We start from the raw sequence: 13,217 nt of genomic DNA, 5'->3' as shown, positions 1-13,217 counted from the left end.
AGGTGAGAAATTATCCTCACCCTACTATTTCGTTTATTCGCTCATCACAGAAGCACAAGCTTGAGCTTCTTGCCAAAGTTTGTGCAAAAAGAACTCGGCGCGATCGCTCATAGTGGTGAAAAACACACCTACAGCATCCTTAGAACTATTTGATAGCCAAAAACCTTGCAGAGTGACTTCCATATATTGGGTATCGCAGGTACAGAGGGCAATGATTTCTCTGTCATCTCTTTTTACCTCAGCCTTAAGCACTTCTACTCCTGGCAAATCAACAGGGAGCAAAAATGAAGCGGTACTGGGTTCAATGCACAAATTTTGCCCAACTCGCAGGGCCAAAATCACTCGCTGCGCTACCCATTCTTCTAGCGACAGAGTGAGACATTCCAAATCAAAACTGTTTTCTGTGTAAGTTAATTTCAGCATTCCTTATGCTCTCCTGCTATTCCAGGCTTGCTTGCATATCTGTCCAAAACTGTTCGGCAAAAGAAATCGCGGGGTGGATTGGCGCTTTTGGTTTGGTACGTAATTGCATACCAGATTCAAACAGGGTGCGATCGCCTTTACGGGAGTTGCATCTTTCACAAGCTGTGACTACGTTATCCCAAGTGTGAGAACCGCCTCTTGAGCGCGGCATCACATGATCTAGTGTTAGATGCTTGCCGCTACCGCAATATTGGCAACTGTGATGATCTCGCCGCAACACTTCCCGCCGATTCACTGGCGGAATTTTCCACATCCGCTCATTAGAACTAATTGTTAAGCGAATGTGTTTTGGCACATCAATTACCAAGTTGGGTGAGTGAACTCGCCATCCGGCTTCTGTGGTAAAACCTAGCGGTTGAGCTTTGTCTGTTAGTAACAGCACAATCGCCCGCTTGATATTGATCCGACACAGTGGTAAGTAATTTTGAGAAAACACCACCACAGATTGCTCTAACACTTGCATTGCGTTCGCGCCGCGCATTGGAGATATCGTCACGACTTCACTCCTTATAAAAAAACCCCCACTTCCTTTGGTGAAGCGGGGGTTAGAATTGACCGGAAAATCTGGTCTCATATCGGTACAGTATTTCTTTGCCTGTACCCCCCGCTTTCTTCATCTAGTTGTGGTTTTGCAATCAACCCACTAATGCTGAGATGTCTAGAATCATAATTAACCTCTGTGATTTGCCCACGATCTCGGCTACCATCGCCCATAAATAAATACTCCACTTCCATAGCAGCCGATTCCCAACTGGCTCGGCAATTGGTAGGGCACAAAATTGAAGTAGAGATGGGGTAAATGGATTTCACAGAAAATTTCACCTATTGAACATTCCTTTAAACATACTACACTTGTATTACTATCCTGTCTATACTTTTAAGGAGAAATAGTAATGCATACAATCGCTCGCACCCCAACCACCGATATGGAAGTTACCAGCATCCGTCTAGAGCGCGAACTCAAAGATAAGCTCAAAGAAATTGCTGGGAATCAGGGATATCAAGCCCTGATTCGAGATATTCTTTGGAATTATGTCCAGCAAAAATCAGGTGAATGGAAGCCTCGGTTTTCACGAGCGGACATCCGAGCTAGCATAGCTGCCACAGCCCAGCAAGAAGAGCGTTGTGTACTCACAGGTCAACTCATTCAACCCCAAGAACCGATGTTGTTAGGACTAACGAGAAATGGCGATATGGTTCCTCTGAGTGTCGAGAGTTTGGCTGGATAGTCTTAAATATTTTAGGTAATGCAGCCTAGTACCGCTTTTCGTAATTCGCATTGCATAAAGGTGGTTTATTTCCGCCGTGCTGTACTAGTTATTTTATTTGGGGCTTACGCAGACCATATCCCCCAAACCCCTTAGAAAGTTGGCTCTTTAAGACACCACCTTTCTAAGGAAAGCCAATTGCTCCACTTAGATATATCTAAGTGGAGCAATTGACGTTTGTTAGAGGGGAGTGCGAGTACAGGAGCGAGTTTTCAGTGCGTAAGTCTTATTACTGAGTAGTTGGATGGCATTCAGAATTTAGCTTTATTTCCTTGAAAGAGTAAAACTTATTGTTAAGATTTGTAGCTTATAAAAGGAAATTGTGCTTGACTACCAATTTTAAATTTTAGGTTTTTTGGTTCGTGCGCTGCCCTAAACTTCGTCCCACAACTAAGACGGTAATCTCTTTCAATCCAAAATCCAAAGTCCAAAATTAGTCTGATTCTGTGGCTTAGTTATATTTGATTGAAAGCAACACAGATCGAAAGATAGCTGGTCAAAGGATTAAAATGAAAACAAAATTTTACAAAATCCTTAAGATCGATCAAGTATTTTTACGGTTATAACTGGGGTATTTTCCTGAGATTCCAGAGAAATTACGGTTTATGTATACTTACAGACAGGATATTCTGAGTCAACGTTAGTCAATTATCTCAATATAAAGAAGATAAAGCAGCCAAAAATAATCAGGCTGGGTCATTTTAGAATATCTTAAGTATTTCACTACCTATGTAGCAATTTGCTTTATATAACAACAACTTGGCCATCTGCCATAGAAAAGGGCTATAACAGGTGAAAGAAAGTATTCATATAAGATTTGCCAATTATCAAGGTGTAACAACATAACTAACGGTGAAGAATATGCCAAGGGGTTGGGTGCAAAAACAATGGGTTTATTATCCGAGGGCGTGCCAAGAATGAAAAAGCCTTTACGGTCGCCGACACAGTACGTAGATGACATAGATCGACTACAAACTTACAAAGTCAAGCTGATGCAGCATCAGGAAAAAACTGCCCACCAGTTGGTGCAAAAGATTAACCAAATCATCGCCAATACCTCAGCTACGGCATTGATCTTGCAAGATATTGCCCAATTGCTAGGAGATGCTTTTCAAGTAGATTGTTGCTGCTTGGTTTCAGTAACGGGTGAAACATCTGACGAAGCAACTACTACTAATTGGTGTGCAGATCAATATCTAGGGTTGCCACATCCAGAAGAGATGTTTTCGATGGAACAGTTGCTTATGCACTCGCCTGTGCTGCAATGTGCTGCTGAACCATTGACTATTGAAGATATTTCCATCATTCAGAAGAGTCTGGTAATTGGCTGTCAGTATTTACCACTACCCATAAAAGCTGTTTTGGCAATTCCCACGAGGTTGGGCGGCAATAATAATGGGGTGATTAGTCTGATTAAATTCCAACCTTATGATTGGAGTGACTCGGAAAAACAACTACTCAAAGAAGTGGAGTCTGCTTGTGCGATCGCTTTTTCTCAAGTGGCGCAAGCTAAATTAATTACTCATCAACAAGAGTATCTGCAAAAGGGCGATCAGTATCAAAGCTTGATCAAGCAATTAACATTGTTGAACCGCAGTAACTTGGAGCTTAATCAAATGCTCCAGTTAGTTATCGCCTCTACTGCCGAATCTCTACAGGCAGATCGAGGTTTACTTATACTACTAAAATATACTGATCCACTATTTAGGACTCAAGCCAAAAAACAAATTCCGAAAGCGAAAGCTAGAGTGGTTGGTGAATGGGCGAAGGCAACACAAATTTCCCGCATTAATAAACCAGAAACCTTAGATCAGCAATCTTTTTTGCTTTCGGAATGTGGTTTGTGCCAGCGTCCCTTCATAGATACTGGAAAAGCAGTAATCTTCGACAACTATTCAGAGCAAAATGATACCTCGGTAGCTGCTCCATTATTTGCAATCGAGCAATTACCTGCCGTCTTATTAGTGCCGTTAGAAAGTCAAGGTAAAATCTTAGGATTTTTGGTGCTACAGCAAGCGACTACTCGCAGTTGGCAAGCAGCCGAATTAAATCTTGTGGAAATGGTTTGCGCTCAAGTAAGCAACGCCATAATTCAGTCACAAACATTGCGTCAAGTACAGACTTTGGTAGATGAGCGGACAGCGAAACTCCAGAGTAGTCTAGAACTCCAGGCAAAGTTGCATGAAAGAACCCGGCAATATGTTGAGCAACTGCGGAAACTCAATGAACTCAAAGATGAATTTTTGAGCAACATGAGCGATCGCTTGCGCTATCCTTTGACAAACATGCTGATGTCCATTCGGAACTTACGTTTGCCAGGAATCGCACCAGAGCGTCAACTTAGATACATGGATATCCTAGAGCAGGAATGCACCAAGGAAATCAATTTGATTAATGACTTGTTGACACTCCAGAAACTAGAGTCGCCTCACGAAGCTCCACAATTAGAATCTATAGATTTAAATAATAGAATTCAGGATATAGTAGTAGCTTTTGAGAAGAAACTGGCAGAGAAGGGATTAAAGATTTCTGTAGATTTACCAGAGGAATCGCTAAAACTGCAAACTGAACTGGAGAGTTTTGATCGCATCTTGCAAGAGTTGTTAACTAATGCCTGTAAATATTCCCAGCATGATACCACCGTCCATTTAGAAGCTGTTCACCGAGTCGAGCAACAAATCGATCAAGTTATCATAAAGGTGACGAATACAGGACATGCTATCTCCCAAGAGGAAGCAACCTATATTTTCGACAAGTTCCGTCGCGGAAAGGGGCGCTGGACTCCAGGGACTGGCTTGGGACTTGCTTTAGTCAAGTCTTTAGTGCAGCATTTAAATGGAGCGATCGCAGTTGAGAGTCTCCCAATCTCGGATTCTGAACAGAGCGAAATTTGCTTCACCCTGACTTTGCCCCAATTTTCTGACGAAAGCAAACCATAATTCTGAACGTGACTAAAGAACAGAACGCAACAGAGAACCTTGATTTCGAGTCTCCTAGTGATGACACCAACCTCGAAGGGGATTTAACTACTGATATAGTCGGTTTGGCAGCTAAGGTAGAAGTTCAAATTCAGAAAATAGCAGATCGACAACGGCAAATCAGCGCCAAAGTTCAAATTCCCCAGCCAGTAGAACAAATTTGGAAGGTTTTGACAGATTATGAAGCCTTGCCTGATTTTCTCCCCAATCTGGCCAAGAGTCGTCTAATCAATCATCCCAACGGTGGAATTAGACTGGAGCAAGTAGGCTCGCAGAAGTTACTAAACTTCAACTTTTCGGCACGAGTGGTTTTAGATTTGGAAGAATACTTCCCCAAAGAAATTAATTTTCGGATGGTAGAGGGAGATTTTAAAGGCTTTTCTGGTAGCTGGTGCTTAGAGCCTTGTTCTCTCGGTGAGTATGTAGGAACAAACCTTTGCTACACAATTCAAGTTTGGCCGAAACTCACCATGCCAGTGGGAATTATTGAAAACCGCTTGAGCAAAGACCTACGCTTAAATCTTGTTGCTATTCACCAACGTGTAGAACAGTTAGCCAGCAAAGAACCCTATGTATAATTAAACGATCATCTAAGATTAATCTTGGATGATCGTTTTAGTTTTTAAACTCGTAGAAGAATATACTTCTACCTTTTTAGTACCCCCAGGGGAATTCGAATCCCCGTTACCTCCGTGAAAGGGAGGTGTCCTAGGCCTCTAGACGATGGGGGCATCGGACTCAGACCTTTTATAAATTAACTAATTTTCTAGCTATTGTCAACAGCTTTTGCAAAAAAAAGTTTGTGGCAGCTAAACTGGGTGGAAGCAAAAGCTTAAAGAGGATACAAAGGGATGGAGACACGAAAAGAATTCTGTAGATACTCATGCAGGAAGCCACAGGGTACGTCAGCGTTCGGTGCTGGGAACTTCGAGAGAAGCTCAGAAAGAAAAAACGGTACATTCTGCAAGGGACAAAGGGTATGATGTTGTACCCTGTAGAGTTAAATATCTACGATTTTTTACCAAGATTTTGAAATAAATCGCTCAAAATCTACAACATGGAAGCATCTTTTGAAATTACCCTACAGATGGCGATCGCTGTCTTTGCAGGCATTAGCGCTCAAGTGCTGGCTGCATATTTTCGCATACCTAGCATCGTCTTATTACTGCTGTTAGGCATTTTGTTTGGCTCTGATGGCATAGGGCTGTTGCATCCCCATTTGCTAGGCACTGGAGTGGAAGTTATTGTCGCCCTAGCAACTGCAATAATTTTGTTTGAAGGCGGACTTAATTTGGATCTGCGAGAGTTAGGCAGAGTTTCAGTCAGCTTACAATTGCTCGTCACTCTAGGAACCCTAATCACACTGCTTGGTGGCAGTATGGCTGCCCACTGGTTGGGTGAGTTTCCTTGGAATATAGCTTTTCTCTATGCTTCCATCATTGTGGTGACTGGCCCAACCGTGGTTGGGCCCTTGCTTAAACAAATCAATGTAGATCGGCAAGTAGCAACACTTTTGGAAGGGGAAGGGGTTTTAATTGACCCTGTAGGAGCGATCCTCGCCTTCGTTGTCCTCGATACGATTTTGAACGGCGATGCCGATCCAATTAATGCGATCGTCGGTTTACTTATACGCCTGGGCGTTGGTGCGGCAATTGGTGGTGCTGGCGGTTATCTGATGAGCTTGATTTTCAAACGCGCCAGTTTTCTGTCATTCGAGCTAAAAAACTTAGCGGTGCTGGCGATACTTTGGGGTTTGTTTGCCTTATCGCAAATGATCCGCAGTGAATCGGGAGTTATGACAACAGTTGTTGCAGGAGCAGTCTTTGCTAACTCCTCAGTCCCAGAAGAACGTCTGTTAAAGAGCTTTAAGAGTCAACTGACAATTCTCAGCGTCTCGGTGCTGTTCATTTTATTAGCTGCTGATTTATCCATTGCCAGTGTGTTTGCTTTGGGTTGGGGTAGTTTATTCACTGTTTTGGTACTAATGTTTGTCGTTCGCCCGATTAATATCCTGTTCTGTACCTGGAATAGTGACTTAAACTGGCGACAAAAAGTGTTTTTAAGCTGGATTGCACCTAGAGGAATTGTTGCCGCTTCTGTAGCTTCTTTTTTTGCGATTTCCCTAACTCAGCGCGGCATTAATGGCGGTGATTCCATCAAAGCTTTAGTTTTCCTGACAATTATCACCACTGTTGTCTGCCAAGGGTTAACAGCTGGCTGGGTTGCTAGATGGCTGAAAATCACCTCCAAAGATGCAACTGGGGCAGTAATTGTGGGTTGTAATCCTTTAAGTCTTTTGATTGCCCGCTTCTTTCAAGAACGGGGAGAAAACGTGGTGATGATTGATACTGAACCCGAACGTCTTGTGGAAGCCGAGGCGCAAAATCTGCGGGTAATTGCTAGCAGTGGGCTTGATGCTGCTGTTTTGGAAGAGGCAGGACTTGCCTCTATGGGTACTTTTTTGGCTATGACTAGTAATGGCGAGGTGAATTTTGTTTTAGCGCAACGAGCAGCTGAGGAGTTTAATCCGCCGCGTGTCTTAGCTGTTTTCCCCCGTAATCCACAAGCTAGTACCTCTGTTAGTAATAAAGTTAATCAAGCTTTTATTCCAGACTTAGCAATTAAAACTTGGAATGAATATTTGAATGATGGGCGAGTCAAGTTAGGAACAACTACCCTAACTGAGTTAGAATTTTCTAGTCAAAATGAGCGTATCCAAGAAATGATTAAAACTGGGGCGTTGATACCCCTAGTTGTAGAACGAAAAGAACGCTTACAGGTAATGCCAGCAAAATATGAGTGGGAAATTGGCGATCGCATTATCTACTTGTTGCATGATCCCAGACCTAAGCTTTTAAAGCGTTTATCTGGTGCTACTCAGTCTACTCGCCTCTCTTTAGAAAAGTTACCGGAAGTTGAAGAAATCCCCCTCGCCAAAATATCTCAACTTTTCACTACTGACACCCCTGGGGTATAAGGGAAGATGGAAGCAGGGGAAAATAACAATTCAAAATTCTTTGTTGGAGATTTTGCGATTGCTTCGCTTCACTTTGTTTCGCTTGCAATGACATACGAAAAAGTGGGATGCTTCCCATCTCCCCAAACTCTCTTTGATAGAGTTGGCAAATTCACTGACCTCATTTTCATGGAGTATGTTATGTGAATCTGCCATCTTTAATAGACCTATTTAGTAAGAATTAATTCAGAAGTCATTGGTGTTCTAACTCCTAACTTCCCACTCAGCTTGATACATTTGCCATTCCTGCCACAGTAAAGCAGATAAATGCACGATGGCAAGAATTAGCGTCGCTACTGCAATTAGATAAGTGTGTATTGTGTAAAGATGTTCGACAGTAACTGTATTAATCGCTCCACCCCCAGTTAGGATTTCGCGCAGTTGTCCACCAATAAAAGGAATAGCTTCGATAGTTCCCAACTCTATGTTGAAACGCCAGTATCCTTCCTGAGTCCAATCTAGGATCATCGCTGTCCAATCTAGCCCGATCGCACTTAAGGTCAACAAAATCCCGCTAATCCAAGCAGTCAGCCAACTCTTACGGAATTGGCGACCTAAAAACATCACCACAATTTGAATCAGAGCGATCGCAATTGCTGCGTTACCAGCAATGTTATGCGCTCTCCAAAACAACCACCCGTATGGCACTTGTGTATTAATCATTTTTAAGGAGTTATAAGCACCGCCTGCTGTCGGCTCATAGTAAAAAGACAGCATTACTCCCGTAGAAACATAAATTAAGCACAAAGTCAAAATCACGACTGATAATATCGTCGCTATCCGTCGCACAATCCTATCGAACTGGGTGCTTTGCATAGCTCACCCCTCCTGTTCTTAACTAGGTATTTATTCTTTTCTAATTTTAACTACGAAATATTAATATATGTTGCATATCTCAAATAAAAATAAATTTTTTTAATATTTCCGATAAGCTAATTGGCACAATGCCTTTCATCAGTGCTGAGTGCTGAGTGCTGAGTGCTGAGTGCTGAGTGCTGAGTAAGGAGTAAGGAGTAAGGAGTAAGGAGTAAGGAGTAAGGAGTAAGGAGTAAGGAGTAAGGAGTAAGGAGTAAGGAGTAAGGAGTAAGGAGTAAGGAGTGAGAAGGGATAAACCAATTCCCAATTCCCAATGAGTAATGATTAATGACTCAAATATTGCACCCAAGCTTTTAAGGGTTCTGGTGAGCCATACCAAATTCCAGGGCTTCTCGGAGAATGTCTCACACCTTCGATTACCAGGTTTTCTGCACCTTCCAGATGAGCAGCTGCAATTGGTGTGATGCCATCTCCCCAAGTATTACCCTGACCACAGGTTAATTGGTAACTACTGTAAGCTAACCAGCTACCACGCCGCCTTTCGCCAAAAATAGTTTTGCCAGCCACACAAACGTAACGAACGTTTTTGTAAAAAGCTCCTGGGTAGTTATTGCTCACAAAGTCCAAATTGGAGCGTGTCCAGCGTTCTTGACTAATGTGGGGTGTACCCAAGGTGATGAGAGTAGCAATCAGGGGATGCCTTTCCCAGATGGATGCTTTAACGTTACCGCTTACCCTGTAGGGCTTTTCCCCCATGTAAATACGGGATATCCAACCTCCGGCTGAGTGACCAATTAAGTTTATTTGAGTAGCATTATATTGCTGCAATACCTGCTTGATTGTCAGGTCGAGTTTTTGTAAAATCGGTGTTACTGGCCTTCCGCCAATAGTGGGTAGCCAGTCGCGCCTTCGAAGTGGCACTGTAACCGTGGGAAAATCTAACTTTTGTAGGGATTGTTCTAGTTGGCGGTAAGCGATCGCGCTTTCTAGATATCCCGGTACAATAACTGTCGGTAACGGCATTTTGAATTTTGGATGGAATGATTGAGGGTTTGAAACTTTTGTACGAAGAAGTAGTCAGAATTCAAAAGCTATAATTGCGATCGCCCAACTGAACTCTTTTGATAAAAAACCAAATAGCTTTGGTGGCGTTTAGAACTAGAATGTCAATTAAATTGTACAATTGACAACAGTTTCCGGGGCTGCTGATGTGGTAATATTCTCACATAGGGACTAACCTCAGACAAGCAAGTGTGCCATCTGTTACAGAAGCTTAGTTAACTTGAAAACAGTAGGAAAAACAAGGCAACTTCAGCAGATGTTTGGATGTACTCAGACTTGGATCTTGACTTGAAGTTTAACAAATATCCCAGATATTAATTTCGATTGTGTGCGTCATAAGAATAAAAAATCAAAAGTAGTAATTTTTCAAATATTTCTTTAGCAAGCTCAAATTTGAAGATTATGACCCGACATCATTAAACAATTAAAAACTTGAAAAAATGGCAATTTTAGCGTTTTAATTGCCATAATAGGAAATTATTATTTCCTTAGAGAGACGCATATATTGCGATATTTTGCAATATAGTCGGAAAGAGAAAATCGCTAGTCAACAGAAACTGAGCCGAGTGAACGATAACAGCTATGTCTTACGTCTCCCTGTTTAAAAATATACCAGAAATCTTAAGCCAGCCAATTGGGATAGCAGCTATAGCTTCTCTTGGAATCCACGGTGCGATCGCTATGATTGTGCCATTGATGCCTGTGGATTCTAACAAACCTCAAGATACAGCATCATCAAAAAGCGTCGGGCTTTTAGAATTGAGCCAAGCGGATCAAAGCCGTTTGCCACAAACTACCTCCCAAATTGGTTTACAACAACTTCCTCCAATAGCGCCACTTTCTACACCTAACTTTAGCACCCAAGCTGGATTGTCCCCATTGGTAGCACCGCCATCGGGCAGTCAGCTAGTATTGCCTCCACTACCACCATCATCGAATAACTATCGAGTCTCCTCATTGCCTGCAAGACAGTCTTTGCGGATGATTCCTAGTAGTAATTTGCGATTTGATGCTTCTAAATTTGATAATTCTAAATTCAGTAGCAGCCCCAAATTCTCGCCATCAACTCCTCCACCAGTTCCTCGTGTAAATATTAGTGATACCAAATATCAGGTATCTAAGCCGTTAGATGTAAATAGGTTGCCAATATTGCAGTCGCAGCAAATACCTAATGATATTCTGCAAAATGCCCAATCTCAGAATCTATCTAACACCAACCCTATTACACCAGCACAGGTAAATACAACTCCACCAATGACGCAGCCGGTTAATAATGCGTCAAACATGACTCAAAACCAACTCATAGCTTCTTTAAAACAAGCTCCGAGGACTGGGGATAGCTTAACCTTAATTAGAGGAACCACCCCACAATCAGCCGATTTATCTCGAAAAGGAACCGAGTTAGCGATGTCTAACGACAAGACGCAAAGCGTCTACGCACAGCTAGATTCCTACGCAAACCTGAGACAAGAAGTTCAGCAAAAATACCCCAACGCTGAACAAAAACCAGTCATCCGCCAAATATTACCCACGGATAAGCCGAATCTGGAAGGCGCTGTTTTAGGTATGTTGGTGGTAGATGCTGATGGGAAGGTTTTAGATATCAAATTTCAAGACAAGCTAGTTTCCCCGGAATTGCGATCGCAAGCAAGGGAATACTTTAGCAAGCAATCTCCCAAGGGAGGTAAACAGATTAGTTCCTATCCATTTAACCTGCTTTTCCAAAACAGCACTAGCAACACCACTGGGGCTAGTCAATTATCTACACCAGTAATCAATAACAATCAGCTTACCCCTTCACCAGCAGCTACTTCTAAACCATTTCCTGAACTGCGAATCAGAAATAACCAGCCTAAGCCCTCATCGACGGGTATTCTTAAACCATTAGCTACACCGGGAGCCAATGGTAATCAGTCTGAGTTATCACCATCAGCTACTCCTAAACCGTTTCCTGAATTGCAAATCAAGAATAATCAGCCTGCGCCTTCATCAGCAGCTAATACTTCAGCACCCTTAGTACTACCGAGAGTCAATAAGATTCAGGCTACACCCTCTACTGAATCGGATCAGAAATTAGTAGAACGGTTGCGCGAGGTGAAGGAAAATAGAGAAAAGTCTAATCCAGAAAAATAATCACTCCTTGGTGATTTTGGATTAAAAACAAGTTAGCTTAATGCTAAAAGTTCCTTAGAAACCGCTTTTACACAAACAAAACCCACGTATCCTATGGATATGTGGGTTTAAAAGCTTTAATTTTTCTTTAGTCCGAGGAAGCTGACTTTTTTTGTGTATCCGTTATAAATATTCACCTTGGCACTGAGTTTACATTTATGAAAAATGCTTCCTAATGCTGGTTTATAATTTTATGGAATTGAGAACCTTACCAGCCTTCTTCTGCATTCTGAAAAACGTAAGCGGCTACCTCCAGAATCTCTTCAGCACTTAACTTAGCTTTAAAAGCAGGCATGGCGTTTTTGCCATTTTGCACTTGGTGGATAATCGCTTCGATTGAGTCGCGATCATAATTTTCTAGGTACTTTGACAGTGCCTCCTTTTTTAAAGTTTTCTGGCTAATGAGGATATTGCCGCCACCTATATGGCAAGAAGCGCAGTTAGCCTCGAAAATTTTAGCACCGTTGGATGTTTCGGCAGCTAGTGCTGGACTCATGAATGTCAATTTGAATATAGCGATCGCTAACATTAAGATTAATAAAAGTATTCTCAAGAGAATTTCCTCGCAACAAGCCTCCAGCAAGAGTATAAACGCGATTAATCCCTGATTAAGTCAAATTTGATCAAAATTGGCGGTAACGAGTTATCCCTCCGCTACAGGTTGTTTAGCGTTTTTGGGGTGGGATAGGACTCGTTACCGCCATTTATCCATTCTGTGCGTCACTCTAGGAGCATGGCGTGTTGCTATCAGGTAATTTCACACAAGAAAGAGGAAATCATCTTGTGGCAATGACGACGGTTCTAGCCTTGGACAGTGATTGTACCAACCATGCCAGCACCACGGTGAGGTTCGCAGTAGAAGGTGTAGTCACCAGCCGGTGCGTCTGCTGCAAAGGTGGTTGTTTCCTTTTGACCAGCACTCATCAGCAATTTCTTGTGAGAAAGAGATTTTGCTAAGTCGGCATCTTTAACGGGGTTTTTAGCAGGATCAAACACAACGTTGTGGGGAGGAACTTTATTGTTTATCCATTCAATAGTGTCACCTGGTTTAATTGTCAACTTTTTCGGTTCAAATGCTAGTAGTCCTTTATCAGTACCCAATTTCACCTGGTAGGTTTCAGCCGAAGCGCTGGGAGTAAAAACAGCAAAGCTGCTAACAACTAAAAGGATTGTCAACACAGCTAAACTAAAGCGTCGCAAGCTTGCCGAAATCAATTTCATGGCTCTCTCCTAACAAAACATTTTTTTTCCTTTCTCATTTTAAATAAAATCAACACCAAATATGACAATCTGTCATAGATACAATTTTTTTTTAATAAATGGGGAGTAATTTATTGCAAAAAGCTAGTTAGTGGGGAGTGGGAAAGAAGCAAGGGGGCAGGGGGCAGGGAGCAGGGGGCAGGGAGCAGGGAGCAGGGAGCA

General features: G+C 42.3%; 12 protein-coding genes and 1 tRNA gene. 5 read left to right on the top strand and 8 right to left on the bottom strand.

What is annotated here, in order from left to right; all coding sequences use genetic code 11:
• Nucleotides 1–33: 33 nt before the first annotated feature.
• From VB732_RS05600 to VB732_RS05590, 3 genes are all read right to left on the bottom strand, one after another.
• Nucleotides 34–423 (bottom strand): alr0857 family protein, encoded by a 390-nt coding sequence (locus tag VB732_RS05600; protein ID WP_323229867.1) that lies wholly within the window; start codon nucleotides 421–423, stop codon nucleotides 34–36.
• Between the two features lie 16 nt (nucleotides 424–439).
• Entirely contained in the window at nucleotides 440–946 is a 507-nt protein-coding gene (locus tag VB732_RS05595) for an HNH endonuclease (RefSeq protein WP_323229992.1), read from the bottom strand.
• Between the two features lie 107 nt (nucleotides 947–1,053).
• Nucleotides 1,054–1,305 carry a hypothetical protein gene (locus tag VB732_RS05590; RefSeq protein ID WP_323229866.1) on the bottom strand — a complete coding sequence of 84 codons (252 nt, stop codon included), beginning with the start codon at nucleotides 1,303–1,305 and terminating at the stop codon, nucleotides 1,054–1,056.
• Between the two features lie 71 nt (nucleotides 1,306–1,376).
• On the opposite strand from VB732_RS05590, the gene VB732_RS05585 reads away from it, so the two are divergent.
• From VB732_RS05585 to VB732_RS05575, 3 genes are all read left to right on the top strand, one after another.
• Nucleotides 1,377–1,712 carry a hypothetical protein gene (locus tag VB732_RS05585; RefSeq protein ID WP_012409307.1) on the top strand — a complete coding sequence of 112 codons (336 nt, stop codon included), beginning with the start codon at nucleotides 1,377–1,379 and terminating at the stop codon, nucleotides 1,710–1,712.
• 956 nt (nucleotides 1,713–2,668) lie between these two features.
• On the top strand, nucleotides 2,669–4,690 hold the full coding sequence (locus tag VB732_RS05580) for a GAF domain-containing protein (RefSeq protein WP_323229865.1): 2,022 nt from the start codon (nucleotides 2,669–2,671) through the stop codon (nucleotides 4,688–4,690).
• Between the two features lie 8 nt (nucleotides 4,691–4,698).
• On the top strand, nucleotides 4,699–5,307 hold the full coding sequence (locus VB732_RS05575; RefSeq protein WP_323229864.1) for an SRPBCC family protein: 609 nt from the start codon (nucleotides 4,699–4,701) through the stop codon (nucleotides 5,305–5,307).
• Nucleotides 5,308–5,387: 80 nt separating this feature from the next.
• On the opposite strand, the gene VB732_RS05570 is transcribed toward VB732_RS05575, so the two are convergent.
• Nucleotides 5,388–5,460: transfer RNA gene (locus VB732_RS05570), tRNA-Glu, on the bottom strand.
• Nucleotides 5,461–5,786: 326 nt separating this feature from the next.
• On the opposite strand from VB732_RS05570, the gene VB732_RS05565 reads away from it, so the two are divergent.
• Nucleotides 5,787–7,706, top strand: a complete 1,920-nt coding sequence (locus VB732_RS05565; protein ID WP_323229863.1) for a cation:proton antiporter — start codon at nucleotides 5,787–5,789, stop codon at nucleotides 7,704–7,706.
• Between the two features lie 243 nt (nucleotides 7,707–7,949).
• Here the strand turns inward: VB732_RS05565 and VB732_RS05560 are convergent, their stop codons facing one another.
• Both VB732_RS05560 and VB732_RS05555 read right to left on the bottom strand, forming a co-directional pair.
• Entirely contained in the window at nucleotides 7,950–8,561 is a 612-nt protein-coding gene (locus VB732_RS05560) for a cytochrome b N-terminal domain-containing protein (protein ID WP_323229862.1), read from the bottom strand.
• Between the two features lie 324 nt (nucleotides 8,562–8,885).
• Nucleotides 8,886–9,584 carry a triacylglycerol lipase gene (locus VB732_RS05555; protein ID WP_323229860.1) on the bottom strand — a complete coding sequence of 233 codons (699 nt, stop codon included), beginning with the start codon at nucleotides 9,582–9,584 and terminating at the stop codon, nucleotides 8,886–8,888.
• Between the two features lie 621 nt (nucleotides 9,585–10,205).
• Here VB732_RS05555 and VB732_RS05550 point away from each other — a divergent pair.
• Complete coding sequence (locus VB732_RS05550) at nucleotides 10,206–11,756, top strand: hypothetical protein (protein ID WP_323229859.1); 1,551 nt, start codon at nucleotides 10,206–10,208, stop codon at nucleotides 11,754–11,756.
• Between the two features lie 247 nt (nucleotides 11,757–12,003).
• On the opposite strand, the gene petJ is transcribed toward VB732_RS05550, so the two are convergent.
• Nucleotides 12,004–12,348: a cytochrome c6 PetJ gene (gene petJ, locus VB732_RS05545; RefSeq protein ID WP_323229858.1), complete on the bottom strand. Its 345-nt coding sequence runs from the start codon at nucleotides 12,346–12,348 to the stop codon at nucleotides 12,004–12,006.
• Between the two features lie 248 nt (nucleotides 12,349–12,596).
• The gene (petE, locus tag VB732_RS05540) at nucleotides 12,597–13,016 is read right to left on the bottom strand and encodes a plastocyanin (protein WP_323229856.1); all 420 of its coding nucleotides are present in this window, start codon (nucleotides 13,014–13,016) and stop codon (nucleotides 12,597–12,599) included.
• Nucleotides 13,017–13,217 lie beyond the last annotated feature (201 nt).

Origin of the sequence: Nostoc sp. UHCC 0252, from assembly GCF_034931145.1 — a bacterium.
In the GTDB taxonomy this organism is placed as follows: Bacteria; Cyanobacteriota; Cyanobacteriia; order Cyanobacteriales; family Nostocaceae; genus Nostoc.
This window is presented reverse-complemented; position numbering and strand designations above follow the sequence as displayed.

What these genes read in the sequence shown, in the direction of transcription:
- VB732_RS05580 (WP_323229865.1), top strand. Translation starts at nt 2,669, where the DNA reads ATGAAAAAGCCTTTACGGTCGCCGACACAGTACGTAGATGACATAGAT.
- VB732_RS05595 (WP_323229992.1), bottom strand. Translation starts at nt 946, where the DNA reads ATGCAAGTGTTAGAGCAATCTGTGGTGGTGTTTTCTCAAAATTACTTA.
- VB732_RS05560 (WP_323229862.1), bottom strand. Translation starts at nt 8,561, where the DNA reads ATGCAAAGCACCCAGTTCGATAGGATTGTGCGACGGATAGCGACGATA.
- petE (WP_323229856.1), bottom strand. Translation starts at nt 13,016, where the DNA reads ATGAAATTGATTTCGGCAAGCTTGCGACGCTTTAGTTTAGCTGTGTTG.
- VB732_RS05565 (WP_323229863.1), top strand. Translation starts at nt 5,787, where the DNA reads ATGGAAGCATCTTTTGAAATTACCCTACAGATGGCGATCGCTGTCTTT.
- VB732_RS05600 (WP_323229867.1), bottom strand. Translation starts at nt 423, where the DNA reads ATGCTGAAATTAACTTACACAGAAAACAGTTTTGATTTGGAATGTCTC.
- VB732_RS05555 (WP_323229860.1), bottom strand. Translation starts at nt 9,584, where the DNA reads ATGCCGTTACCGACAGTTATTGTACCGGGATATCTAGAAAGCGCGATC.
- VB732_RS05585 (WP_012409307.1), top strand. Translation starts at nt 1,377, where the DNA reads ATGCATACAATCGCTCGCACCCCAACCACCGATATGGAAGTTACCAGC.
- VB732_RS05550 (WP_323229859.1), top strand. Translation starts at nt 10,206, where the DNA reads ATGTCTTACGTCTCCCTGTTTAAAAATATACCAGAAATCTTAAGCCAG.